The sequence below is a fragment of the Streptomyces sp. NPDC104226 genome (genome assembly GCF_055584085.1).
The window spans coordinates 931,189-952,508 of the sequence record NZ_JBVJMS010000001.1 but is presented as its reverse complement, the minus strand read 5'-3'; the positions used below and the strand labels follow the sequence as shown (position 1 = coordinate 952,508).

The window sequence follows — 21,320 nt, the reverse complement described above, 5'->3', positions numbered from 1 at the left end:
CGTCAGACGCCGAGGGGCTCCTGCAGTTCGGTGACCCACTGGTTCCGGTCCTCCGGGCAGGCCAGCGACACCTCGCGGGCGTAGCCGCCGGAGCGCTCCCCGTTCGCGTCGATCCACTGGGCCAGGGCCTGCGCGGTCGGCAGGACGGAGTCCATGGAACCCCTGTGCACGACCGTCGCCGCCCGCTCCACGGCGGGCAGCACGACGATGCGTACGTCGCCCCCGAGGTCCTCGGCCCGGACGTTCGCCCCCACGGCCACCCCGGCGTGGACCAGGACGGCACCGGGACGGGACGCGTCACCGGCGTCCTCGTAGTAGGCCACGCCCGGTTCCGTCAGGGTGACGCCGGCGGCCTCGACCCGGCTCAGCAGCTCGTCGTAGAGCGGGCCGATGACCGGGCCGATGTCCTGCCCGGCGTAGCTCGCCGCGACCCCGCTCAACTCGGCCAGGCGGACGGGCGGAAGGCTCTTCACGACGATGTCGATGGAAGACATGGTTCCCTCGTTCTCGATGATCCGGAGCCTCGTCTCGACCTGGGTCAGCCGGGCCGCCGCAGCGGCCATGGCCGATTCCAGTTCCGCCTGCCGCAGCCGCAGCATGCCGCGCAGCTCCTCCGCGCTCACCAGCTCGTCGAGTATCGACCCCACCTGTTCCAGGCTGAAGCCGAGCTCCTTGAGCGCGATGACACGGTTGAGGCGGGCGAGTTGCCCGGCCTCGTAGTAGCGGTAGCCGCTGGCGGGGTCGACACGGGCCGGGTGCAGCAGTCCGAGGGCGTCGTAGTGACGCAGCATGCGGACCGATACCCGGCCGTGCTTGGCGAAGTCTCCGATGGTGAACATGACGCCTTCCAGTGCAGTCCCTGACACGGTGTGAGGGTCAAGCGCGCCCAGAATATGCGGCGTGTCCGGCCGTCGGGGCAGGTCAGCGGCCGGCCTGGCGGATGCAGAGATCCACGATGGAAGGCGGCAGGGATCCTTCCGCGGCCGCGCACAGCTCGTCCGTGCGCGGCAACGGCGGTACGGGGTTCCGTACGGGACGGTGGGGCCGGGAGGCGGCCTCCTTGGGCGGGTGCGCGCGGCGCGGCGCCGCCGGTTTCGTGCGCCGTTCGGCCGCCGGGCGCGGCGCCTCGGCGGCACGCCGGGCGGGTGCGTACCCGGCGGCCCGGTCGGCGCCGGTCCCGTCGTCGTGGCCGCCGGTCCGGTCAGCGCCGTCACCGTCGGGGTCGGCCCCCGCCGGGAGTGCGCCGAGGGGCAGCGCCTCCGCGGCGGGCCCGACCGCACCGGAGGCGGGGGACGCGCCTTCCGGCCCGCTCAGATCCGGCGCACCGGCGGGCGGTACGGGGCCGCGCGCGGGCACGTCGGACACCCCCGGGCCGCCGACGGACACACAGCCGGAGCTTGCGAGGAGGGCGACGAGGGAGAGGGGCAGGACCCGGCGTAACTGCATCGGACCACCATGCCGCACCGGCGGGCGGGCCGTTCCCCGCGCTCGTGCGCGTGGGTGGGGCGGGGACGGCCGAGTGGGCGGCGATGGGCGCGGTGGGTGGCTGCTGAAACGGTTCGGTGAGCTCACGGTGATCGTTTCTGCCGTGCCGGGAGGTTCACCGGCTCGGGAGCACGCGCACGTGGACGCGGGTGGACCTGACGGAGACAGTGGACGGGGGTGGACCTGACGGAGAAATGCGGACAAGGTTCGGACGGGAACGGCAGTGCGGATGCCGGGGGAGGCGCGACCTCCGGTACTCCGCATCGCCGTGCCGGTTCCCCGGACCTCCGGGGGGCCGCCCACCTGCCCTTCTGCCTGCTTACCGCACGCCCCGTATGGAGTTCCGCCCCATGACAGCAGCCCCCGCGCCCGGCAACGAACCGCAGTCCCCGGAGCCGAAGCACCCGCCGATCCCTGCTCCCGTACCTGCCTCGGAGCCTGCCCCCGACCCTGCTCCGGTCCCACCGGCCGGATCACCCGCACCGCCCGAGGGGCCCGTCTCCACGACGGGCGAGCCGGGCGCGGTCGCCGGCCCACCGGACGAGGCCGGCGCCGGGTGGCGGGGATGGGGGGCCGTGGCGGCGGTGGCGCTCGGCATCTTCTGCCTCATCACCTCCGAGCTGCTGCCCGTCGGCCTGCTCACCCCCGTGGGCGCCGATCTCGGGGTGTCCGACGGCACCGCCGGGCTGATGGTCACCGTGCCGGGGCTGATCGCCGGGTTCTGCGCACCGCTCGTCACCGTGGGCGCGGGCCGGCTCGACCGGCGGTGGGTCCTGGTCGTGCTGATCGCTCTGATGACCGTCGCCAACCTGGTGGCGGCCCTCGCACCGGGCTTCGGGGTGCTGCTGGCGGCCCGGCTGCTCGTGGGGGTCAGCGTCGGCGGGTTCTGGGCCATAGCCGGCGGCCTCGCCGTCCGCCTCGTCCCGCCGCACCACGTCGGCCGGGCCACCGCGCTCGTCTTCGGCGGAGTCCCCACGGCCTCGGTGCTCGGCGTCCCGGCCGGGACCCTGCTCGGTGAACTCGGCGGCTGGCGCTTCGCCTTCGCGGCCGTGGGCGGGCTCGGACTCCTCACCCTCGCCGCACTGCTCCTGCTGCTCCCTCCGCTGCCGCCGACCCGGACCATCACCTTCGCCCAACTCCCGGCCCTGCTGCGGCGCAACCGCGCGGTCCGGGCCGGGGTGGTCGTCACCTTCCTGCTGGTGACGGGGCAGTTCGCCGCGTACACGTTCGTACGGCCCATCCTGCAGGACGTGTCCGGTGTCGACGCCGCCTACGTGAGCACCCTCCTCCTCGGGTACGGGATCGCGGGCGTGGCCGGCAACTTCCTGGCGGGTGCGCGCGACCCGTACCGCACGCTGTTCACGGTCGGGGCCTCCCTCGCCGTGATCCTGGTGCTGCTCGCCACGGTGCCGGGAGCGGTCGCGGGGACGGTGCTGCTGCTGGCCTGGGGGCTCGCCTACGGCGGGGTCTCGGTCAGTCTCCAGAGCTGGATGATCAAGGCCGCACCGGATGATGCGGAGGCCGCCTCCTCGCTCATGGTGGCGATGTTCAACCTGGCCATCGCCGCGGGCGCGCTGGCGGGCGGACTCGCCGTCGACGGGATCTCGGTGCTCGCGGCACCTTGGGCCGGAGCCGCCCTGATGGCGCTGGCCGCCCTCACCGTCCGGGTCACCTCCACGTCCCGCACGGCCACGCGGGCCGTCGCGGGCGGAGGCGAGGCACCCGCGCCCGGTGCCGCCGGTGCCGGAGGTCTCGCCGAGGCCCGCGACGGTTCACCGGCCGACCGGCGATAGGGCGGCGGGGCCGGTGACGGGTCGGCGAGTGGCCGACGGCAGGGCCCCGAAGGCGGGCCGACGGTAGCCCCTGGAAGCGGAGTTGGCCGTCCGCAATCCGGACGTCCGGCCTTCCCGGCCCGGCAGGAGGAGCGGACCCGACGGGACGGTTCCGGTGAAGTGGTCATGCCCAGACGGGGCGGATGGGGCGGATCGGACATCCGGCTTGACCTGGGGCATCTCCTGGGGAAAGAGTGCGCCGGTCGGACACCATCAACCGGACCGACCGCGTCCGCACATCCGGACGTCCAACGGCCGGGTACGGGGGACGACACCGCACCGCCGCGCCGTCCCCCGTACCCGCCGCGGGAGAACCGTGTCCCCTGACCCCTATGAGAGTGGGATCGTGCCCGACGAGGATCGCTTGCTCGTACGCCCCTACGTGGCTCCCTCGGGCCCGCCGCACGGCTCCTCCGGGCCCGCCTGGCCCGAGGAGTCCGGGCGGATCCTCGTACCGACGCGCTTCGGCGCGTCCGCCGGGGAGCCCGCACCCGAGACACGGACCGCACCCTCGGCGGCTGCATCGGCTGCATCGGCTGCATCGGCTGCATCGGCTGCGTCGGCTCCGTCGGCCGCGGCCGCCGACCGGCAGGGCAGTCGGCGGCCGCTGGTGGGACTCGCCCTCCTCGCCCTCGGGGCGGCCGGGGCCCTCGCGTTCCTCCTGCGCGGCCCCGACCGGGAGCCGCCGCGCGCCGTGGTCCCGCCGGAGCTGTCCGTACCGGTCCTCCCCGCGCGCAGCCCGGGAGCGGGCGAGGAGACCGCGTCGGCCGCGGAGTCCCTGAGCCCGCCCGCACCCGGAGCCCCGTCCGCGACGGTGCCGCCGGCCACGGGGCGGCCCTCTTCCGGCCCGTCGCCGAGTACGAGCCGGGACCCGAAGCCCACGGGCCCGACCGGCATCCGCCCGACGCCCGGCGGCGGAACCCTGGGCCCGGGGGACCGCGGGGCCGCGGTGCGCGCCCTGCAGGAACGGCTCCACGCGCAGGGGTTCACGTACGTCTCCCTCACCGGGGTCTACGACGAGCAGACCCGGCGCGGCGTCACCCAGCTCCAGCAGAACCGGAGCATCAAGGGCGACCCCCTGGGCGTCTACGGTCCGGCAACCCGCGAGGCCTTCGGAATCGAGGGCTGAAGGCGCCCCGTCAGCGCCCGCCGGCGACGCGCAGGATCGTACCGGTCGTGTACGCGGCGTCCGCGGACAGCAGCCAGGCGATGGCCGCGGCGACCTCCGCGGGCTGGCCGGCCCGCCCGAGCGGGATCTCGGCGGCCGCGAGCGCCGGGCGGTCGGGGTCGCCCATGGCGGCGTGCATGTCGGTGTCGATGATGCCGGGGGCCACGGCGTTGACCCGGATCCCGTCCGGGCCCAGCTCCTTGGAGAGGCCCAGGGTCAGGGTGTCGGTGGCGGCCTTCGTCGCGGCGTAGTGGACGTAGCGTCCGGGACTGCCCAGGGTGGCGGCCGCGGAGGAGACGTTGACGATCGCTCCGCCGCCCGACTCGGCCATGTCCCGGGCGGCCCGGCGGCAGCAGAGCAGGTACCCGAGGAGGTTCACGTCGAGAACGCGGCGCAGGTCCTCGGTCCGGATGTCGGCGAGCCGGCCCGGAGTGCCGGTCACTCCGGCGTTGTTGACCAGTCCCGTGACGGCGCCGAACTCGGCTCCGGCGATGTCGAAGAGCCGCTCCACGCCGCATTCCTCGGAGGTGTCGCCGCGCACGGTGACACACCGGGCGCCGGCCTCCCGCACCCGGTCCGCGGTGGCCTTGGCGGCGTCGTCGTCGTGGAGGTAGCCGAGGACGAGATCGTGCCCGTCGGCGGCGAGCCGGACGCACGTGGCGGCTCCGATCCCGCGACTGCCTCCGGTGACGACGGTGACCGGACGACGTGACAGACCAGACATACGAGCCTCCTGTGTGACGCAATACCCCGTGTCGTGCCCACACCTGGGATCGCCGCAGGCTAACACCGGGATATGCGTTGGACCAGCGGAAATGGCGTACCGCAGAGTGCTGTCGGAGCCACTGCCGTCCTACCGAGGAGCACCGCCATGTCGACCCTCCGGGTCACCGTCGAAGAGCTCGTAGTCCATCCGCACCCGAACGCCGACGCGCTGGAACTGGCGCAAGTCGGCCTCTACCGGGCGGTCGTCGCCAAAGGCGCCTATCGGAGCGGCGACTTCGCGCTCTACATCCCCGAACAGTCCGTCCTGCCGACCGAGTTGATCGAGGAACTCGGACTGACCGGCCGCCTGGCCGGCTCCACCGCCGACCGCGTCAAGGCCGTTCGGCTGCGCGGCGAACTCTCCCAAGGGCTCGTCTGCCTGCCGCGCGCCCTGGACGGCGTGGACCTCGCGCGGGCGGCCGAGGAGGGGACGGACTTCGCCGGGCTGCTCGGCGTCGTCAAGTGGGTCCCGCCCGTCCCGACGACCATGAGCGGCGATGTGGAGTCGGCCCCCGAGCTGCTCCCGTGGGTGGACATCGAGAACCTCCAGCGCTATCCGGACATCTTCGAGCCCGGAGAGCCGGTCGTCCTCACGGAGAAACTGCACGGCACCGCCTGCCTGTTGACCCATCTCGCAGAGGACGGCCGCACCCTGGTCTCGTCGAAGGGCTTCGGATCCCGGGGGCTGGCCCTCCGCGAGGACGAGCGCAACCTCTACTGGCGGGCCGTACGCGGTCACGGAGTGGCCGAGGCCGCGGCCCGGCTGGCGGAACGGCTCGGGGCGACCCGGGTCGGGATCTTCGGCGAGGTGTACGGCAAGGGCGTCCAGGACCTGTCGTACGGAACCGACGTACGCAACACGGGCGACGCGCCGCCCGGGTACGCCGTCTTCGACGTCTCGGCCGAGATCGACGGCCAGGTGCGCTGGCTGGACCCGGCGGAGGTCCTGGAGGAGTCCGAACTGCCTCTCGTCCCGCGTCTGTTCGAAGGATCGTACGACCTGGACAAGGTACTGGAGTGGGCGAGCGGCCGGGAGACCGTGTCCGGCCGGGCCGTGCACCTGCGCGAGGGAGTCGTCATCCGCCCGGCGGTGGAACGCCACAGCGCCCTGCTCGGAGGCCGCGCCATAGCGAAGGCGGTCAGCCCGGCGTACCTGACGCGCAAGGGAGGCACGGAGTACGAGTGATCTCGGGGTGTCCGGTTCGTACTTCGTACACTGAGGAGATGGAGGACCACACGGCGGCCGCCGGGATCGGTGCACGCCCCGCACCCGCCTTGCGGCAGTACGTCGACTCCTATGTCGGGTTCGACCTCCGCGGGTTCCCGGCGGGAGTGCACTGCGGCCCGCCGAGCCGCGCTCTCACCGCGGTGATCAGCCTGTCGGACCCCCTGGAGGTGGGGGCGGGCCCGGATGACGGGTCACCGGTCACCCGGTTCAGCAGCCTGGCCGGCGGTCTGATGTGCCGGTCCGTCGCGATCCACCACGACGGACGGCAGCAAGGCATGCAGGTATCGCTGACACCGCTCGGGGCCCGGGCCGTGTACGGCATGCCCGCCGCCGAGCTCGCGGGCCGCCTGGTCCCGCTCGACGAGCTCCTCGGAGCGCTCGGCGTCGAGCTGGTCGACCGGCTCCGGGCGGAGACGTCATGGGCGGCGCGGTTCGCCGTGCTGGACGAACTGCTCCTGCGGGCCGTTGGCCGCGGCGCCGGCGGCGACCGTGTGCTCCGGGTACGCCCCGAGGTGGACGAGGCCTGGCGCCGTCTCGTCGCCGCGCGGGGCTGCATCCAGGTGGGCGCCGTCGCCGCGGAACTCGGCTGGAGCCGCCGGTATTTCACGGAGCGGTTCCGCGGCGAGGTGGGCCTGGCGCCGAAGGCCTTCGCCCGGGTCCTGCGCTTCGAGCACGCGCACGAGCTGGCGGTGGCGCGGGATCCGCTCCCGTGGGCCGACGTGGCGACCGCCTCCGGCTACGCCGACCAGGCTCATCTCGTACGGGACTGGCGCGAGTTCACGGGGCATTCCCCGACGGCCTGGCGCCGGAACGAGGTCCTCCTCGGGGCCGGGTAGCCGGCCCCCGACCGTGCGCTCGTCGCGCAGGCGCTCCTTCCTTCCCTTTTGTTCAAGACCGCCCGCTCGCTGTCCTGTGACGATCGTCGGCATGAGACTCTTCGACTACGACGACGAGGGCGACGAAGAACGCACCGCCCTGGACCTGCGGACCACCCCCGTCCACCTCGGACTGGGATCGACGGCGAAACCCGTCCAGGGCTTCGCCTGGGAACCGGAGGCGCTCCAGGCCTACAGCGCCGCGGTCGCGGCAGACGGCGCCGAGGGCCGGATGGTGATGATCTTCGACGGCGACGGCCCCGGAGACCATTGGGAGAGCCACCCTGCGGGCGACGAACTGGTCGTCTGCCTCAGCGGTTCGGCGACGGTCACCCGCGATGTGGACGGGGTGCTCGACCGCGTTCTGCTCGGGCCGGGCGAGGCCACCGTCAACCGGGCCGGGGTATGGCACACGGTCGACATGGAAGGGCCGACCACCATCCTCGCCATCACCGCGAGCCTCGGCACCGACCACCGTCCCCGTACCGACCCCCGCCCGGCCGGACACGTCGACGAGCCCGCCCCGCGGGAAGCGCCGTGACGACGCGCATCGCGTGCCTCGGCGACAGCCTCACCCGCGCCCAGTTCAGCGTCGACTACCTGGACATGCTCGGACGACGCCACCCGCCCGGCGACGTGCACCTCACCCGCTTCGGCGTCAACGGCGACTACGCCTACAACCTTCTACAGCGCCTGGACGCCGTCGTCATGAACCCGCCCGATGTGATCACCGTGCTGATCGGGACCAACGACGCCCGGGCGAGCCTCGCCGGCTACCGGGTCGAGCAGGCCAGGAAGCGCAAACAGCTCCCCGTCCGCCCGTCGGCCGGCTGGTTCCAGGAATGCCTGGGAGCCGTCGTCACCCGCTTGCGAGCGGAGACCGACGCGACGATCGGTCTGCTGTCCCTGCCGGTCCTCGGCCAAGAGATCGACGGAAGGGCGGCACAGGCATCGCGGGCGTACAGCCGGATGATCGCCGAGGTTGCCGCAACCAGCGCGGTGCTCCACCTGCCGCTCCACGACCGCCAGATCGAGGAACTGCGCCAAGCGGACCCGCCGCCGATTCCGTACCGGGAGGTGACGCCCGCAGCGGTCGTCGGAGTCCTCGCCCAGCACGCAGTGCTGCGCCGCAGCCTCGACACGATCTCGCGGCGCCGGTGTCTCGTCCTCACGACCGACCACATCCACCAGAACAGCCGCGGAGCCGCCCTAGTCGCCGAGGTCATCGACACCGGTCTGCTGACCCGGAGCGCGTAGCCGGTTCCGGCGCGCCCGCACGGTCGGCCGCCCTCTCCTGGAGGGCGGCTGCCGCCGGGATGCGAGGCCCGGGGACGGTGGTCTGAGCGCCGTCGTCGGGGGCTGCCAGGGGTGCCGCTCCCGCCGCCCGCGGCCGGGGCGGCGTCCGGGCTCCTGGTGCCGCTCGCACATCCCGTGCGGCAGTCGTGATGCCGGCGGCCGGGGCCGTGTGAGGATCGCTCTCCCGCACGGCCCCTGCCGAGCGGAGCCTCGCCGCAGTCAGGGCCGCGCGCTCCGCTGCCTATCCGTCTGACCCGCTTCCGGCGCGACAAACGCCTTCCTCGCAAACGACTCTGAGCCGGCGTCAGGATTCTGCCCGAGTCCGCGGATGCCCGCCCGCGCCTCTGCGAGGGCCGGGCGGCGCTATCTGGCAGGCGGCGCTGCGGTCGTCGTGCGGAGAACGCCTATCTTGTCGATGCGGTGCTCGGGGTTGCCCTGGGCATCGCTCCAGAAGTTGCCCTCGGCATGGTCTTCCGGGGTGGCGCAGGTCGACAGCGTGATCATGGCCTGGGTCGGGGCCACCCCCGGCTTTCCGGGGACCGCGGCGCGCTGCTCGCTGAGCGAGCGTTCCGACCGGAAGGACGTCTTGCGGCTCGCGACGATCTCATACGTGTACACCACGTCGCCCACCGTCACGAGCACGGAGTCGCCCGTCGCCACGGCGGGCAGGTCACGCAGCGGGCCGCCCGCCGACAGCCGGTGCGCGGTGACCAGGAAATTGCCCGCCTGGCCGGGCCCGACCCCGCCGCGCTTCCCGTACGGGCTGGCCGCCACGCCCTCGTCCTGGATCCGGGTGCCCGGCGCATCGTCGGTGGTGCCCTCGTACGGCACCACGCGCAGCCCCGTGATGCCCACCGAAGGTATGGCCAGGACGGAGGCCTCGGCCTTCACGGGCGCAACCGGCGGCTCGGAAGGCCGCGCGGCGGTTGCGGCCTGGACCGAAGCGGGTGCCGCTGCCGTCGCCCGCGGTGCGGGGGCCGCCGCGCCGGCGGCAGCCTGACCGGTGCTGCAAGCCGCCACCAGGACGATCATGGCGCCGGCCGCCGCGGCGGATGCGGCTCGGGACGGGGAGTGCAGGGGCATGGGCGATCCGTACTGGGGGCGAGGGCCGGTGTGCCCGCCAGAGTGACATACGAAGCAAGAGGTCCATAAGGCCAAAAACTGTGACCTTCGCCCCCCGCGGACGGGACGGTCAGGACGTGGTTGCTTCCGTGAGAACGCCGATCTTGTCCAGGCGGTGTTCGGGGTTGTTCTGCGCGTCCCGCCAGTGATTGCCTGCCGCGTCGTCCTCGGGCGTGAGGCAGGTGGTCACGGTGATCATCGCTCGGGTGGGTGCGACGTCGGGGAAGCCGGGGACGGCGGCGCGCTGGGCGGCCATGGAGGACTGGGAGCGGAAAGAGGTCGTCCGGGTCGTGGTGATCGTGTACTCGTACGTCATACCGCCGGAGGTCACCATGACGGACGCGCCCGTCGGCAGCGACGGCAGCTCCCGCAGCGGCCCGCCCGCCACGATGCGGTGTCCGGTGACGATGTAGTTGCCCACGTCCCCGGGGCCGACGCCACCGGCGGGACCGTGCGGGCTGGCGGCCAGGCCCCGGTCCTGGATCCGAGTGCCCGGCGCATCGTCGGGGCTTCCGCGATACGGAACGACGGACAGCCCGGACACCCCGATGGCCGGAATCGACAGCACGGCCGCCTCCGCCCGCGCCGCGGCGGGCGCCGTCATCGGGAGAGCGAAGGCGAGGGCGGTGCTGACGAGCACCGCCGGCACGGCACGGGAGACGCGGAAAGCGCGCTGGGACATGGCGACACCCCTGGTCGGCCGGGCCGCACGGGGTCGGACAGGCCCGGTTGGCCCTTCCAGGGTCGCACCAAGGGCCGGGTACGGCAGGGCGGGCAGGGCGGGCAGGGAGGCATCCGATACCGAGCTCGAATGCGTGATTTCGGCCGGGTATCCATGCCCAGGACGGTTGGCGGTTGAGGTCGTCCTGCCTGGGATCAAGCCGGTGCGGTCCCTGGACGGGTGACCAGGGTGCGGTTGCGGGCCCGGTCGGCCCGGCGCTCCCCGGCCTCGGCGAGCACCGTGGCCCTGGCTTCCCCTCCGGCGTCGAACGCCGCCGGGGAGAAGCGGTCGCCGGCTCTGACGTGCCGTTCCCACTCGTCCTGCCAGAACTCCACCGTCCACCCCGGCCACACCTCTGGTACGCGGTAAGCCTGCGGCGAGGAGGCGAGGGTCCACCACCCCAGACGGCGACGTTCCGGGTCGAGATGGATACCGGAGCTCACGTGCAGCCGGCAGCCTCCGTGTTCGGGGGCGTCTGCCAGGCGGCCGAGGAGGGCGGCGCCCTCGCGGACAGGGTGGTGGAAGGCGCCGGCGGCGACGTGGCAGCGGCCGGTGCCGACCGTGATCACCACGCCGCCTGGGTCGGGCACTGCCAAGTCCTCGTCGTCGGGGGCGAGGAACGGGGCCAAAGAGGGGGCCGAGTCGCGGCAGCGGACGTACTCCGGGTCCAGCCCGACGTACTCACGCAGTTCGGCCGACCCGTCGTACAGCCAGCGGACCTCCCAGCCCGGCCATGCAGCTCGGATCAGCTCGAACATGGCCGCGCGGTGGCGGAGCTCGGTGCTGGGCCCCTCCCAGGCGAAGAACAGGAGCACCTTTCTGCCGAGGTCGAGCAGTATCCCGCCCTGAGCCATGGTGTCGTCCAACCACCAGCCGTCCTGGCGGAGTCCAGGAAGCAGGGCGAGAACCGCTGCCGGGCCTTCCAACAGGTCGAGGTCGATCCCGACCGCCCAGCCGGTCCGGTACAGCTCGTGTGTGCCGTTCTCACGGACCACGATGACGTTGGCTCTGTCTCCCATGGGGTCAGGATGGCCGGGCGGGAGCCTGTCGGCCATGCGTTTCAGGCGGCTTCGAGGCTCCGGTGTTCCCCCTCGATCGCTGGCTGAGCGGGCTGCTGCCAGGCCCAGCCGTGCCGTTCGGCACCACCTGCGTGTCCTCCACCGGCCCCAAGCGGGCCCCGCTCCTCGGGGCCCGTCCGACGTCGGTCACGGCGCCTGGGAGAACCCCGCGGTGAGCTTCGAGGAGCTGCTGGTCAGCACCGCCGACAAGGTGTGGAAGGGCAAGCGGGTCACCGGCCTGGAGGACCTGCTCGTCGACCACATGGTCCGGGCCTCCCCGACCCGGACCGAGCGCTGGGAAGCCTTCCTCGCGCTCGACTCGCTGCTCGCCCGGATCGCGGACGGAGCGGACGCCCGCCTGGCCTTCCAGGCGACCCACCCGATCCACGTCCGCCGCACCGCCTGAGGCCCCGGCCCGCTCCGGGGGCCGATCAGGTACGGAGGGCGGCCGGATACAGTGCCGACATGGACGCAGCGAGCACGGCCACCGGTACGGCCCCGACCCTGGAGGATGTGGCCCGGGCCGCCGGGGTGTCCCGGGCCACGGTGTCCCGCGTGGTGAACGGGGTCCGCAACGTGGACCCCGCCATCCAGCAGGCGGTCCAGCGCGCCGTCGCAGCGACCGGATACGTACCGAACCGCGCGGCCCGCTCACTGGTGACCCGGCGCTCGGGTGCGGTCGCGCTGGTGGTCTCGGGCGCGGGGGCGGACACCGGCCGGGTGTTCCAGGACCCGTTCTTCGGGCGTGTGGTGAGCGGTGTCGTACGGGCCCTGCGCCCGCGCGGAGTGCACCCCGTGCTGCTCTTCGCCGACGGGGAGGCGGACCGCGCGCAGGTGGTCGCGTACCTCACCCAGGGCGGCGGGGACGGAGCGCTGCTCGTCACCACCGACGGCCGTGACCCGCTGCCCGGGATGCTCGCGCAAGCCGGCCTGCCCGCGGTGCTGTTCGCCCGCCCGGCGCCCGGGGTTCCGTTGGACTGGGTCGACCTGCGCCACCGCGACGGCGGGGCGCTGGCCGCGCGGCACCTCCTCGCCCGGGGCTGCCGGCGGCTGGCCGCGATCGGCGGCCCGGCGGACGTCCCGGCGAGCCGCGACCGCGTGGCGGGCTTCCGGGAGGAGCTCGCGGGGACGGCGGTACGGGTGGCCGAGGCGGACTTCACGCTGGACGGCGGCGAACAGGCGATGCGTGCGCTCCTGGCCGAACACCCCGACCTGGACGGAGTGTTCGCGGCGAACGACCTGATGGCCCAAGGCGCCTGCCTGGTGCTGCGCGAACACGGCCGCCGGATCCCCGAGGACGTGGCGGTCGTCGGCTTCGACGACTCGGGCGCGGCGGTGGCGGCGAGGCCCCGCCTCACGACGGTCCGCCAGCCGGTGGAGGAGATGGCGGCGGAGATGGTCCGCCTCCTCCTGGACCGCGTGGCGGGCACGGCCCCGGCGGCCCCGGCAGCGGTCCTCTTCGACCCGGAACTGGTGGTCCGGGACTCGGCCTGAGCACTACCGGTCGCCGCTCCCCGGCGGGCACCGGACGGCGGTCAGGTCAGAGCCAGTGGGGACCCGCCAAGGACCCGGCCGCACCGAGTGGGGGAGCCGGCTTAGCGGGGTAAACCAGCTGGTGTGGTCATGGTGGTGGCGGGAGCCGACGGGGTCGAGGTCGGGGGTGTGCCACTGCCCCCGGTGCCGAGTGCCGCCAGGATCAGGAGCACGATCAGCAGCCCACCGCCACCCGCGGCGGCCGCGGCCTCAGGCGCCCCGATCCGCCGACGATGGCGCCGAACGTAGGTGCCGTCCGCCCGGTAGTATCCGCGCACACCGGTGCTCGGCGTCAGGTCCTGGGGAAGGTCAGAGCGCAACGGGCCGCGCTGCGACGGGATCGTATGAGCCGACTTGGGCCGGGTCCGCCGTGTGTGCGGCCGGACGTAGGTGCCGTCCTTGCGGTAGTGCCCTTTGACATGAGCCATGGGTGGTCCATCCCTTGACGAGTCGGGGAGTGCACGACGACGGCCCGCTCGGCCGCAAGTTCCCACGTTAGCTACGCCCACTGACAACGCCCCCGCCCCCGCCCCCGCCTAGGGGCGCCGCGACTCGCGCTGAGGCGGCGGGAGTGCGCGCAGCAGTTCCCACAGGGGGCGAGAGCCGGCGGACCACTCGGCGAGCAGCCTGCGGTCCACCAGGTGCAGACGCTGGTCCTTGGCGAAGTCCACGGCGTTGCTCGTGATCCTGCCGTTGGTCAGCATGACCAGAACGTCGCCGCTGTGGACCTGGCGACCGGTGCCGTTGAGGACATGGAGGTCGGGGGTGCCTACGGGCTTCCCGGACCAGCCCGCCTTGCGGTGCTTGCACTGGATCACCCAGCGCCGCCCGTACGGATCGGTCGCTTTCACGTCCGCACCGTTGTCGCCGCGGCCGCCGACCTGCCGCGCGTCCGCGCAACCGTCCCGGTGCATGAGGTCGCGCACCGCGAACTCGAACTGCGTGTGGTGCAGATGGTCCAACTGCTCCACCGCGTAGCGCAGGCCCTGCGCGCGGACCTGCTCCCAGCGCGCTGCTTCCACGCGACGCCACATCCAGGCCCCGGTCACCCCGGCCGCGGCCAGGAGCGCGACGACCATGACCCAGGGACGCTCAGCCAGCCAACGCAGCACCGCGACCGCCAGGCCGAGTACGACCATGGCTGCGAAGGCGGCCAGGAGCACCTGCTGCATGGGCTGGTTCTTCCGCCTCCTGGTCCGCCGTACCGGGCGACGCCTCCCACTCATCGGTCCCTCCGCGCAGCCGAGGAAGCCACCCTTGCCCGCCCGAGCGGGGCGCGAAGGGAGCCGGCCGGGGTCACTGGACCGCCACGTTGATCGTCAGCAAGCGAACAGCCCCCCTGCCGGAAGCGGGGCAGCGGACCACAGCCCCCGGCTTCCTGTGTAGCGGCAAGGCGGCGGCCGGGTAGGTGGATTGGCGGGGATTGGCGCCAGCCGATGCGGTGCGATGGCCGAATGTGGCAGGCCGTGCGTTCGAAGGTGCCTTGGCGGGTCCTTGCCTTCCTCTGCTTGCGGGCGCGCAGGCGTGGATCGCGTCCGGCTCAGGGGCGCCACCGCCAGTGCCACCGGCACCGGCATGCTGCCCTGAGCGGCACGCTCAACAGTCGAAGACCGACCAGCAGATGTCGTTCCGCAGCCGCTGGTCGTCGAGGACGAGGGCGCGGATCGCGTCCGGGAGCTGGTCGCGCTGCCAGCGGCACTCCCGGCGTCCGGCCGCCTCGCTGTCGGCTTCCGGCGCTGCGGCACGGGCGGCCTTGATCGCGTAGGCGGCCGCGCCGAGCTCGTGCGCGGCGACGTGGGCGACGGCTCCGGCCTGGCCCGCGGCGTACGCCGCGTGGCGGGCCGCCCCGCGCAGGTCCCTGGCCGCGCCCATCGCGTGGCCGCCCGCCGCGCGCGACCGTGTCATCGTGACCTCGCCCCGCACCCACGCACGGGCGTGGTCGATCGCCTCGCGCGGCCGAGGATCCTCGGGTCGAACCGACTCGAACAGGTCGAGGACGTGCTCCGCGCAGGACGCCGCCCACAGGGCGAGGAGGTGATGGTCCGGGTCGGTGAGGGTCCCGCCCCGGCGGATCGTCACGAAACGGGGGTCCCGGATCTTCGGGAGGATCACGGGGCGCTCAGCTCCTTGGTTGGGTGGTTCGGCCGATCCCGGACACCTTCTAGGACCCGGCCGTCGTCGAGCCGCCGCGGGTTTGGAGGGAGGTTTGCCAGCCCGGGGCTTCCGTCGTGGGCTCCGGGAGTGTGCGGCGGCCGCCCGTGGTGAAGAAGGCGGACAGGGGGAGGGTGGCCGCGCCCACCGTGACCGCGTCCGGGCCCAGCGAACCCATGCCGATCGTGACCAGGGCGGCCGGATGGCGCAGCGAGTAGCGCAGGGCGTGCTCCCGTACCGCCGGGAGGATGTGCGGGCCCAGCATCAGGCCGGCCCAGCCGCCGATCAGGATCCGCTCCGGCTGGAAGAGGTTGATCACGTCCGACAGGCCCGCGCCCAGGTACTCCGCGGTCTCGTCGAGCAGCTCCAGCGCGGCCTTGTCCCCGCCGCCGGCCGCCGCCAGCAGGGCGGCCAGGGCGTCCTCCTCATCCCCGGCGGTCCCCGCGATCCCGTCCCCGCCGCCGCCCCGCTCGGCCCACCGCGCCAGCAGTGACTCCGCCCCCGTGTACGCCTCCAGGCACCCCAGCGCCCCGCAGCGGCAGCGCCGCCCGCGGACCTGCACCGTCAGGTGGCCCCATTCCAGCGGCGCGCCCCCGGGGGCGGTGCCCTCCGGGGAACCGTCGGTGACGAGGCTCGCTCCGACGCCGGAGCCGAAGAGCACGACCACCGCGTCCCGGGCCCCGCGCGCCGCGCCGAACCACATCTCCGCCTGGCCGAGCGTGCGCGCCCCGTTGTCGATGATGTACGGGACCTCGGCCGGTACGGCTCCCGTCGCGCGCAGCAGCGCCTCCAGCGGGACGGCGTCCCAGCCGATGGTCTGCCCGTGGACGACGGTTCCGCCCGGAGCGTCGCGGTCGACGATGCCGGGTACGCCGATGCCGACCCCCAGCAGCCGGTCCGCCCCGACCTCGGCCCGCTCCAGGACGGTGGCGATCCCGCTCCGGATGTGGTCGACGATCGGGCCGACGTCGTAACAGCCACGCGGCTGCAACGGGAGCTCCGTGCGCGCCAGTTCGGTGAGGGTGAGGTCGAACAGCTCGACCCTGACGCGGGTTTCGCCGACGTCGACGCCGATCATGTGCCCGCTGCCGGGCGCCACGCGCAGCAGCGTACGCGGGCGGCCGCCGTCCGAGTCGACGATGCCGGCCTCCTCCAGCAGTCCGTCCGCGACGAGTTCGCCGACCACGTTGCTGACGGATCCCGAGCTCAGCCCGGTCGCGGGCCCCAGTTCCTGCCGGCTCAGGGGGCCTCCGAAGTACAACTGCTGCAGCACGGCGCTGCGGTTGCCCGTTCGAAGGTCCCGCACCGTACGTCCACTGCGCCCCGTCGTCATGTGACTCCTTCCGCCCCTGACATCGATCGCAACATACCGTGCGGGACTCCTGGGCGCGATCCACCGCCGCCACTTCCTTCACGCTCTGAATTAATCGGCTCCGCCGTGCCGAGGAAAGGCTTCGCCGCGCCGCGCCCGGCCTTCCTCCCGGGGCGGGCGCGGCTCTTCGTGGTGGGATGGGGGGCGGGGGCAGGCGAACGGCTCACGGAGAGGCGAGAGGTATGTCCGAGGACCAAGAGGGCACCATGCGGGCGATGACGTACGACACGTACGGCGGAGTGGAGGTGCTCTCCGAGACCCGCATCGCGGTACCCAAGGTCGGACCCGGCGAGGTCCTCGTCCGCGTCAGGTGCGCCTCCGTCAACCCCGTCGACTGGAAGATCATGGCGGGCGGTCTCGACGGCCTGATGGACGTCGTGTACCCCGTCGTCCCCGGCTGGGACGTGGCCGGGACGGTCGAGTACGCGGGCATCGACACTCCCGAGTTCACCGCCGGCGACGAGGTCGTCGCCTATGCCCGCAAGGACTACGTCCACGGCGGCACCTTCGCCGAGTTCGTCACCGTGCCCGTACGGGCGCTCGCGCCCAAGCCCGTCTCGCTGAGCTGGGAGCAGGCCGCGGGGCTGCCGCTGGCGGGCCTCACCGCGTACCAGCTGCTGACGCGCCTGGGCACCGGCAAGGAGGACACCGTCCTCGTGCACGGGGCCGCGGGCGGCGTCGGCTCCCTGGGCGTGCAGATCGCCCGGGCGCTCGGGGCGCGCGTCATCGGCACCGCCTCCGCGCGCAACCACGACCGGCTGCGCGAGCTGGGCTGCGAACCCGTCGAGTACGGTGACGGCCTCGCGGAGCGGGTGCGCGCCCTCGCGCCCGAGGGGGTCACCGTCGTCGCCGACTTCGTCGGGGGAGTCCTCGACACCACGCTGGCCGTACTGGCCGAGGGTGGCCGGCACGCTTCCATCGCCGACCACACCGTGCTCGGCGCCGGCGGCCAGTGGATGTGGGTACGGCCCGTCGGCGACGACCTCGCCGAGCTGGGCAGGCTGGCCGACGCCGGCCAACTCACCGTCACCGTCGCGAAGACCTTCCCGCTCGCGGAGCTCGCGGCCGCCTTCGAGCTCAGCCGGGAAGGGCACACCGCCGGGAAGATCGTCCTGGAGGTCTGACCCGGGCGCAGCAGACGCCTCCGGGGCAGCAGGCTCCGTACGCGCAACCGCGCGCCGCCCGGGCTGGTTCCGGGCGGCGCGCGGGGCGTTCGGGGGCGTCGCGCCGGGGATCAGGCCGGACGCCCGAGTCGTACTACGGGAGACGGCCGTCGGGGCCCAGGACGGTGCCGGCTTCCGGGTGGAACTGGTCGTAGCCGCGGTTGTTGCACTGCAGTCCGCCCTTGATGCAGTGCTCGACCATGGCGTTCAGGGTGCGCTCGTCCCACGCGTTGAAGAAGTCGTAGTGGAAGGAGTGGCCGGACCCGCTGGAGAGCCTGACCTGGGACATGTCCCCGCTGACCGGGAAGGCCATCTTGAACTCGACCATCGGGACCGCGACCGGGTGGGAGGCGGGGCAGACGTTGTCGTTGTTGCCCGGCTTGGTGACCGGGTAGGCCATGTGCGCCTTGTGGTCCGGGACGTCGAGGTTCTTGCCGTCCCAGCAACTTGGTGCCTGCATGCGGATGTTGAGCTGGGTGCCGGCCGGGCAGTTGGCCGGGAACTCCACGTTCTTGAAGCTGTCACCGCACTCCCAGCCCTCGACCCAGCCCTTGTGCGCGCGGAACTCCGCCGCGGTCTGGGTCGGGCTTCCGACGAGGAAGCGCAGTCCCTTGGGGAAGGGGCGCACGCTCGTGTAGTCGGTGACCCCGGTCTTGTAGTAGATGACCTGGGGGCCGGTGGGCAGGATCTTCTGGCTGCCGTTGAGGAGCGTCGGCATCCAGTAGCCCGACAGGTCGCCGAGCGCGGTACAGGCCGTGCTGCCGGCGCTGAGGGAGGCGGTTGTGCTGTTGCCGTCCGTGCCGGTGTTGCCCATGAAGGTGTGGTCGTGCGAGGCGCCGGGCCGGCCCGCGTACACGATCGGGTCGTCGGGCGCGGTCTTGGTGACCGAGCAGTTGGCCTGGAACTCGTGGAAGTAGCGGTCCGGCGGGTTGTTCCAGGACGGGGTCACGCCGGTGACCTGCGGAACGGCCGGGATGTAGCCGTCGCCGTCGGGGTCGTCGCCCCCGGCGACCGCCGCCACCGCGGAGTGGTCCATGTTCATGTGGACGGCGCCGGAGTCGGGCGAGGCCTGGGCCGTGAGTGTGGTGGCGCCGAGTCCGGCGGCCGCGGTCACGGCGATGGCCGCCGAGACCAGGAATGCGGACAGGGTCCGCGGTCGGAGATGCATTCCTCTGCTTCTTTCTCGTGGGAGGAGAGGAGGGAAGGAAGAGGGAGCGGGGTTGGGAGAGCGCTCTCTCACTTGCCCCGGAAAACGCGGGGCGGCCGGTGGCCGCCCCGCGATCCGGGCGTCAGGGGTTGATCAGGGGAAGGAGACGACGGTGGAGGGGGTGGTCGAGGTGCCCGAGGTCGGCGGGCCCGTGCTGTTGATCACGTGCTCGTACTGGCCGTTGCCGCCGAGCGAGACCACGAGGAGGTCGTGGAACTTCACACCGGGCTTCACCGGCGCCTGGAAGCCGTGGTCCTGACGGATCGTCGGGTCGACGTTGTAGTAGCAGTAGCTGCCCAGACCCCAGCCCTCGTGGGTGTTGACCGAGTCGGCGACCTTGTAGGCGGCGTATCCCTTGATCGAACCGTTCTGGATCGCGGCCTGGTTGGGGGCGTCGTACGCCTTCTCGTTCTGGAAGAAGATCGTGCGGCCGCGCTCGCCGTTCCACTCCACGTCGTACTTGTTGAAGTGCTCGACGAACAGGCCGGTGGCCAGCACGTCGTCACCGTTGACGCGGAACCCGTAGTCGGAGCGGTTGGTCTCCCAGCCCACCCCGTCGCCGTGGTCGGCGCGCCAGATCCAGGTGTGGTCGACGATCGTGTCGTGGTTGTTGATCACCATGCCGACCGTGGCCTTGCCCGCTCCCGCGCCGCCGACGCGGATGAACACGTCCTGGACGGTGGTCGGGTTCGCCGCGTGGTCCGTGGTGGTGCCGGCCGGGCCGACCTCCAGCAGGCTGGGCGAGTTGACCTGGCCCGCGTCGACGAGGAAGCCGGCGAGCTTGACCCCGTCGACGTCGCCGACCTTCATGGCCGTCACCCCGTTGTCCGGGATGATGGTGGCCAGGCCGAGGCCCAGGACGACCGTGTCCGCACGGTTGACCTGGATGGTCTGGTTCACGTGGTAGACGCCCGGGGTGAAGAGCAGGTGCAGGCCCTGGGCCAGCGCCTGGTTCATCGTCGCGGCGGTGGTGCCGGGCTTGACCACGTAGAACTGGCTCAGCGGGATCGAGGAGCCCTGCGGGGCTCCGTTGCCCCAGGAAGTGCCGCGGGCGTTGGTGCGCTTGGCCGGGACGAACACCTTGTACTCGGAGCCGTCCAGGTAGAGGAACGGCTTCTCGCGGGAGACCGGGGTGGTGTCGAGGGTGGTGTAGCGCGGCTCCGGGAAGCTCTGTGCGGGTGCGCCCTGGGTGCCGGAGAACACCTGGTTCCAGACGCTGTTGGACCAGCCGCCGATGGAGCTGTCGCGGGTGTACCACTGCTGCTGCGAGTAGTTGCCGACCTGGCCGTCGATCTTCGAGTCGGCGATGTAGCCGCCCGAGGCCCAGCCGTAGCCGTTCGGCGCGAGGTTGAGGCCGCCCTTGATGTGCATCCGGCGGAAGGGGGCCGCCTGGGAGACGGCCCAGCGGTCGGTGCCGCTGACCGGGTTCAGCGCGAGGTTCTCGGCCGAACGCCAGAAGTTCTGGGTGGCGTTGCCGCCGAACCAGCCCGCGTCGACGGTCACGTCACCGTTGATGGTGGTGTCGTCCGGGCTCAGCCCGAGACCGGAGATCGAGGTGTAGAAGCCGATCTGGGCGTTGAGGCCGTTGTAGGTACCCGGCTTGAAGAGGAACTGGTAGCGCCCGGAGCCGAACTGGGCGGACTCCTGCTGGGCGAACACCTCGTCCAGCTTGGCCTGGATGCCCGGCGTGGACGGGTCGAAGACGATCACGTTGGGGCCGAGGTCGCCGCCGCCGGGCAGCTGCGGGCCGGTGCCGCCGGTGGTCCCGTAGACCTGGAACTCCCAGAGGGAGTAGCCGTATCCGGTGGTCCGCTGGGTGCCGTACACGCGGACGTAGCGGGCGGTGCCGCTGATGTCGTGGGTCTGCACGCCGCCCGTGCCGTTGGCGGTGGAGTAGGCCGTGGACCAGTTGGCGCCGTCCGTGGACAGCTCGACGCGGTACGCCTTCGCGGCGGCGGTCTCCCAGCGCAGGACGACCTGGCTCAGCTGGGCGGCCGCGCCGAGGTCGACCTGTATCCACTGCGGATCGGCGAACTGGCTCGACCAGCGGGTCCCGTTGTTGCCGTCCACCGCCGCGGAGGCGGGGGTGCCGGCGCCCTCGATCGAGGAGGCGGTCACGGGCTTGCCCTGGGAGAGCAGCGTGGGCGCGGCCGTCGCCGCGGTGCTCGGCATGAGCACGAGGAGGGCGGCGACCAGGGCGGCCGCGAGGGAGGCCACGGTCAACCGGGACGGTCTCGGGACACGGCGCGCCGAGTGGGGTGGGTGGGCGGAGAGGAGGGGCATGCGGGGCTACTCCTGACGTTGTGGATCCGGGGGGATCGAAGCGTGAGTGAACTGCCCGGCG

General features: G+C 72.9%; 20 protein-coding genes. 9 read left to right on the top strand and 11 right to left on the bottom strand.

Annotation, left to right across the window (positions count from 1 at the left end):
* Positions 1 to 2: 2 nt before the first annotated feature.
* Together ACZ60J_RS04175 and ACZ60J_RS04170 are read right to left on the bottom strand one after the other, a co-directional pair.
* Positions 3 to 839: a MerR family transcriptional regulator gene (locus tag ACZ60J_RS04175; protein WP_469679107.1), complete on the bottom strand. Its 837-nt coding sequence runs from the start codon at positions 837 to 839 to the stop codon at positions 3 to 5.
* Between the two features lie 82 nt (positions 840 to 921).
* Positions 922 to 1,446 carry a hypothetical protein gene (locus ACZ60J_RS04170; protein ID WP_469678845.1) on the bottom strand — a complete coding sequence of 175 codons (525 nt, stop codon included), beginning with the start codon at positions 1,444 to 1,446 and terminating at the stop codon, positions 922 to 924.
* Between the two features lie 389 nt (positions 1,447 to 1,835).
* Between ACZ60J_RS04170 and ACZ60J_RS04165 the strand changes: the two genes are divergently transcribed.
* On the top strand, positions 1,836 to 3,278 hold the full coding sequence (locus ACZ60J_RS04165) for an MFS transporter (protein WP_469678844.1): 1,443 nt from the start codon (positions 1,836 to 1,838) through the stop codon (positions 3,276 to 3,278).
* Positions 3,279 to 3,663: 385 nt separating this feature from the next.
* The gene (locus tag ACZ60J_RS04160) at positions 3,664 to 4,446 is read left to right on the top strand and encodes a peptidoglycan-binding domain-containing protein (RefSeq protein ID WP_469678843.1); all 783 of its coding nucleotides are present in this window, start codon (positions 3,664 to 3,666) and stop codon (positions 4,444 to 4,446) included.
* 10 nt (positions 4,447 to 4,456) lie between these two features.
* Here ACZ60J_RS04160 and ACZ60J_RS04155 read toward each other — a convergent pair whose 3' ends face one another.
* Positions 4,457 to 5,209 (bottom strand): SDR family NAD(P)-dependent oxidoreductase, encoded by a 753-nt coding sequence (locus ACZ60J_RS04155; RefSeq protein WP_469678842.1) that lies wholly within the window; start codon positions 5,207 to 5,209, stop codon positions 4,457 to 4,459.
* A gap of 147 nt (positions 5,210 to 5,356) precedes the next feature.
* On the opposite strand from ACZ60J_RS04155, the gene ACZ60J_RS04150 reads away from it, so the two are divergent.
* The 4 genes from ACZ60J_RS04150 (at position 5,357) to ACZ60J_RS04135 (ending at position 8,610) form a co-directional block, all read left to right on the top strand.
* Positions 5,357 to 6,436: an RNA ligase (ATP) gene (locus ACZ60J_RS04150; RefSeq protein ID WP_469678841.1), complete on the top strand. Its 1,080-nt coding sequence runs from the start codon at positions 5,357 to 5,359 to the stop codon at positions 6,434 to 6,436.
* Positions 6,437 to 6,474: 38 nt separating this feature from the next.
* Entirely contained in the window at positions 6,475 to 7,314 is an 840-nt protein-coding gene (locus tag ACZ60J_RS04145) for an AraC family transcriptional regulator (protein ID WP_469678840.1), read from the top strand.
* Positions 7,315 to 7,405: 91 nt separating this feature from the next.
* On the top strand, positions 7,406 to 7,894 hold the full coding sequence (locus ACZ60J_RS04140; RefSeq protein ID WP_469678839.1) for a cupin domain-containing protein: 489 nt from the start codon (positions 7,406 to 7,408) through the stop codon (positions 7,892 to 7,894).
* Positions 7,891 to 8,610 carry an SGNH/GDSL hydrolase family protein gene (locus ACZ60J_RS04135; protein WP_469678838.1) on the top strand — a complete coding sequence of 240 codons (720 nt, stop codon included), beginning with the start codon at positions 7,891 to 7,893 and terminating at the stop codon, positions 8,608 to 8,610. Before ACZ60J_RS04140 ends, ACZ60J_RS04135 begins: the two co-directional genes overlap by 4 nt.
* Positions 8,611 to 9,012: 402 nt before the next feature.
* On the opposite strand, the gene ACZ60J_RS04130 is transcribed toward ACZ60J_RS04135, so the two are convergent.
* The 3 genes from ACZ60J_RS04130 to ACZ60J_RS04120 form a co-directional block, all read right to left on the bottom strand.
* The gene (locus tag ACZ60J_RS04130; protein WP_469678837.1) at positions 9,013 to 9,732 is read right to left on the bottom strand and encodes a class E sortase; all 720 of its coding nucleotides are present in this window, start codon (positions 9,730 to 9,732) and stop codon (positions 9,013 to 9,015) included.
* A gap of 109 nt (positions 9,733 to 9,841) precedes the next feature.
* Positions 9,842 to 10,453 (bottom strand): sortase domain-containing protein, encoded by a 612-nt coding sequence (locus tag ACZ60J_RS04125; protein ID WP_469678836.1) that lies wholly within the window; start codon positions 10,451 to 10,453, stop codon positions 9,842 to 9,844.
* 194 nt (positions 10,454 to 10,647) lie between these two features.
* Positions 10,648 to 11,511, bottom strand: a complete 864-nt coding sequence (locus ACZ60J_RS04120; protein ID WP_469678835.1) for a hypothetical protein — start codon at positions 11,509 to 11,511, stop codon at positions 10,648 to 10,650.
* A 211-nt stretch (positions 11,512 to 11,722) separates the two neighbouring features.
* On the opposite strand from ACZ60J_RS04120, the gene ACZ60J_RS04115 reads away from it, so the two are divergent.
* Positions 11,723 to 11,956 (top strand): hypothetical protein, encoded by a 234-nt coding sequence (locus ACZ60J_RS04115; RefSeq protein ID WP_469678834.1) that lies wholly within the window; start codon positions 11,723 to 11,725, stop codon positions 11,954 to 11,956.
* A gap of 59 nt (positions 11,957 to 12,015) precedes the next feature.
* Positions 12,016 to 13,044, top strand: coding sequence for a LacI family DNA-binding transcriptional regulator (locus ACZ60J_RS04110; RefSeq protein WP_469678833.1), 1,029 nt, complete (start codon positions 12,016 to 12,018; stop codon positions 13,042 to 13,044).
* A gap of 575 nt (positions 13,045 to 13,619) precedes the next feature.
* Here ACZ60J_RS04110 and ACZ60J_RS04105 read toward each other — a convergent pair.
* The 3 genes from ACZ60J_RS04105 to ACZ60J_RS04095 form a co-directional block, all read right to left on the bottom strand.
* Entirely contained in the window at positions 13,620 to 14,255 is a 636-nt protein-coding gene (locus ACZ60J_RS04105) for a restriction endonuclease (RefSeq protein ID WP_469678832.1), read from the bottom strand.
* 424 nt (positions 14,256 to 14,679) lie between these two features.
* Positions 14,680 to 15,195 carry a putative immunity protein gene (locus tag ACZ60J_RS04100; protein WP_469678831.1) on the bottom strand — a complete coding sequence of 172 codons (516 nt, stop codon included), beginning with the start codon at positions 15,193 to 15,195 and terminating at the stop codon, positions 14,680 to 14,682.
* A 49-nt stretch (positions 15,196 to 15,244) separates the two neighbouring features.
* On the bottom strand, positions 15,245 to 16,567 hold the full coding sequence (locus ACZ60J_RS04095; RefSeq protein WP_469678830.1) for an ROK family transcriptional regulator: 1,323 nt from the start codon (positions 16,565 to 16,567) through the stop codon (positions 15,245 to 15,247).
* A 245-nt stretch (positions 16,568 to 16,812) separates the two neighbouring features.
* Here ACZ60J_RS04095 and ACZ60J_RS04090 point away from each other — a divergent pair, with 245 nt between their 5' ends.
* Positions 16,813 to 17,730: an NADP-dependent oxidoreductase gene (locus tag ACZ60J_RS04090; protein ID WP_469679106.1), complete on the top strand. Its 918-nt coding sequence runs from the start codon at positions 16,813 to 16,815 to the stop codon at positions 17,728 to 17,730.
* A gap of 133 nt (positions 17,731 to 17,863) precedes the next feature.
* Here the strand turns inward: ACZ60J_RS04090 and ACZ60J_RS04085 are convergent, their stop codons facing one another.
* Together ACZ60J_RS04085 and ACZ60J_RS04080 are read right to left on the bottom strand one after the other, a co-directional pair.
* The gene (locus ACZ60J_RS04085) at positions 17,864 to 18,937 is read right to left on the bottom strand and encodes a DUF1996 domain-containing protein (RefSeq protein WP_469678829.1); all 1,074 of its coding nucleotides are present in this window, start codon (positions 18,935 to 18,937) and stop codon (positions 17,864 to 17,866) included.
* Positions 18,938 to 19,069: 132 nt separating this feature from the next.
* Positions 19,070 to 21,259, bottom strand: a complete 2,190-nt coding sequence (locus ACZ60J_RS04080) for a discoidin domain-containing protein (protein WP_469678828.1) — start codon at positions 21,257 to 21,259, stop codon at positions 19,070 to 19,072.
* Between the last annotated feature and the right edge of the window lie 61 nt (positions 21,260 to 21,320).

Excerpts from the sequence above, each read along its gene's own strand:
- ACZ60J_RS04175 (WP_469679107.1), bottom strand. The coding sequence starts at position 839 with ATGTTCACCATCGGAGACTTCGCCAAGCACGGCCGGGTATCGGTCCGC.
- ACZ60J_RS04170 (WP_469678845.1), bottom strand. The coding sequence starts at position 1,446 with ATGCAGTTACGCCGGGTCCTGCCCCTCTCCCTCGTCGCCCTCCTCGCA.
- ACZ60J_RS04165 (WP_469678844.1), top strand. The coding sequence starts at position 1,836 with ATGACAGCAGCCCCCGCGCCCGGCAACGAACCGCAGTCCCCGGAGCCG.
- ACZ60J_RS04155 (WP_469678842.1), bottom strand. The coding sequence starts at position 5,209 with ATGTCTGGTCTGTCACGTCGTCCGGTCACCGTCGTCACCGGAGGCAGT.
- ACZ60J_RS04150 (WP_469678841.1), top strand. The coding sequence starts at position 5,357 with ATGTCGACCCTCCGGGTCACCGTCGAAGAGCTCGTAGTCCATCCGCAC.
- ACZ60J_RS04145 (WP_469678840.1), top strand. The coding sequence starts at position 6,475 with ATGGAGGACCACACGGCGGCCGCCGGGATCGGTGCACGCCCCGCACCC.
- ACZ60J_RS04140 (WP_469678839.1), top strand. The coding sequence starts at position 7,406 with ATGAGACTCTTCGACTACGACGACGAGGGCGACGAAGAACGCACCGCC.
- ACZ60J_RS04130 (WP_469678837.1), bottom strand. The coding sequence starts at position 9,732 with ATGCCCCTGCACTCCCCGTCCCGAGCCGCATCCGCCGCGGCGGCCGGC.
- ACZ60J_RS04125 (WP_469678836.1), bottom strand. The coding sequence starts at position 10,453 with ATGTCCCAGCGCGCTTTCCGCGTCTCCCGTGCCGTGCCGGCGGTGCTC.
- ACZ60J_RS04120 (WP_469678835.1), bottom strand. The coding sequence starts at position 11,511 with ATGGGAGACAGAGCCAACGTCATCGTGGTCCGTGAGAACGGCACACAC.
- ACZ60J_RS04110 (WP_469678833.1), top strand. The coding sequence starts at position 12,016 with ATGGACGCAGCGAGCACGGCCACCGGTACGGCCCCGACCCTGGAGGAT.
- ACZ60J_RS04105 (WP_469678832.1), bottom strand. The coding sequence starts at position 14,255 with ATGCAGCAGGTGCTCCTGGCCGCCTTCGCAGCCATGGTCGTACTCGGC.
- ACZ60J_RS04095 (WP_469678830.1), bottom strand. The coding sequence starts at position 16,567 with ATGACGACGGGGCGCAGTGGACGTACGGTGCGGGACCTTCGAACGGGC.
- ACZ60J_RS04090 (WP_469679106.1), top strand. The coding sequence starts at position 16,813 with ATGCGGGCGATGACGTACGACACGTACGGCGGAGTGGAGGTGCTCTCC.
- ACZ60J_RS04085 (WP_469678829.1), bottom strand. The coding sequence starts at position 18,937 with ATGCATCTCCGACCGCGGACCCTGTCCGCATTCCTGGTCTCGGCGGCC.
- ACZ60J_RS04080 (WP_469678828.1), bottom strand. The coding sequence starts at position 21,259 with ATGCCCCTCCTCTCCGCCCACCCACCCCACTCGGCGCGCCGTGTCCCG.